A 1,921-nucleotide genomic window follows, 5' to 3' on the forward strand; every position below is an offset into this window, starting at 1 on the left:
ACATTCATGACCTGCTAGCTGATTGAAATTTCCTAGGTAATTAAAGTTCCTGCATACAATTGCGTTTGTATTAGCCACGCTTTCAAGCCCTTTCAGGGTCTTAACTTTCTTCTGGTCAAAGGCAAGACTAATTTCTTTTGAAATCATTGCGTAAAGGTCGTGTGGATATTCCTTTGCTCTTAATTCGCTGCTGCGCCAAGTCAAACCATTGAATCTGGATATTACGGTTCGAATTGTGCCAGCTATTTCGGCCTGTTAGTGCCAGCAATTACGGTTTAAATGATGCCACTTTAGTGGTTTAATTTACGTCCATCTATCCGTTTTTACGGTTCGAATTGTGCCACTTTAAAAAGATCAAGAAAGAATTACCTTATCGCTTTTAAATACAGCGATATGGCCAACAAACTTGATCCGATGGACTTAAAACAAATACTCACATTACATCTGGAGGGTTACAGTAACCGTAAAATAGGTTCTGTTCTCGGTATTTCCCGTAATACTGTCAATACCTATATGCAACTCTTTGCTGGTAGCGACTATTCATTTCAGGAGCTTTTGGGGTTGGATACCCCTGCTTTATCAGAACTATTTTCGTCACATACTACACTCGACCCGGTACGCCATAATGAGCTCATGCTTTACTTTGAGGGTGTCAACAAGGCCCGGAATCACCCGGGGTTTACCTTTCTGTATCATTATCAGCTATATGTTGAGCTAGCAACAGAGCCCTACAGTTATACGCAGTTTCTTGAGCATTTCCGCCGTAAATACCCTAAAGAAAAAGGCTCAATGAAACTTCAGCACATCGCTGGCGAAGAAATGTTCATAGACTTCGCCGGTAAAAAGCTGCAGATCATCGATAAGCAGACCGGAGAGATTGTTCCCGTGGAAGTATTTGTAGCCATACTTCCCTGTAGCCAGTACACCTATGTTCAGGCATGTATGAGCCAGAAACGCGAAGACATGCTATCCTGTTGTGCAAATGCCTTACGTTTTTATGGTGGATCGCCTAAAGCGATTGTATCGGACAACCTAAAGTCCGCAGTTAATAGATCGAGTAAATACGAAGCCGATGTCAACCGTAGCTTTAAAGACTTTGCCCGCCATTATAATTGTGTCATCAATCCCACCCGTAGCTACGCTCCCCAGGACAAGGCGCTGGTTGAGAATGCGGTGCATTTGGTCTACCAACGTATTTATTATCCCTTACGGGAGATGACCTTCTTTTCTCTGGATGATCTTAATAGGGAAATTTCCGTCTTATTGGAGTGGTACAACACTCTTTTGTTCAAACGAAAGGAATCCAGCCGTATTGAACTCTTCCAGAGTATTGAACGTCAGTATCTTAAAGAGCTACCGCCCAGTACCTATGAAATGAAAGACTATAAAAGAGCCAAGGTGCAGAAGATGGGCTACGCATATTTTTCGCCCGATAAGTGTTACTATAGCGTTCCATACCGGTATATCGGAAAGGAGACAATGATCCATTACACCAGGAGCCGTGTTGAGATCTTTTATAATCATGAGCGGATTGCGCTGCATCAGCGCAACCTGAACAAGGGCAGCTATATCACCAACACCGATCATCTGAGCAGCACACATAAGTTCTACACGGATTGGAGCCCTGAGTTCTTCAGGAAAAAAGCGCTGCCGCACGGTGAATATGTTTTGGCATGCATAGAAAAGATACTGGCCTCGCAGGATTACCCGGAAATAAGCTATAAGCGCTCTTTGGGCATTATCCATCTGAACCGTTCCTATGGTTCTGAGCGACTCAATTATGCCTGCAAAAGGGCTTTAGCTACAGATAGCTGCTCTTACCTGCGCATAAAGAACATCCTGAAAAATAATATGGACAGACTGCCGCTATTTGACGACCAGGTCGAACCCATAAAACCGCATATACCTCTTCATAGCAATA

General features: G+C 43.4%; 1 protein-coding gene. It reads left to right on the forward strand.

Going from position 1 to position 1,921, the window contains the following annotated elements; translation table 11 throughout:
- Positions 1 to 393: 393 nt before the first annotated feature.
- Positions 394 to 1,921, forward strand: a 1,528-nt coding sequence (istA, locus tag ACR2F7_RS13140; RefSeq protein ID WP_432714011.1) for an IS21 family transposase, incomplete at its 3' end; no start/stop codon positions are given.

This window comes from Pedobacter sp. (genome assembly GCF_045628745.1).
GTDB lineage: Bacteria > Bacteroidota > Bacteroidia > Sphingobacteriales > Sphingobacteriaceae > Pedobacter.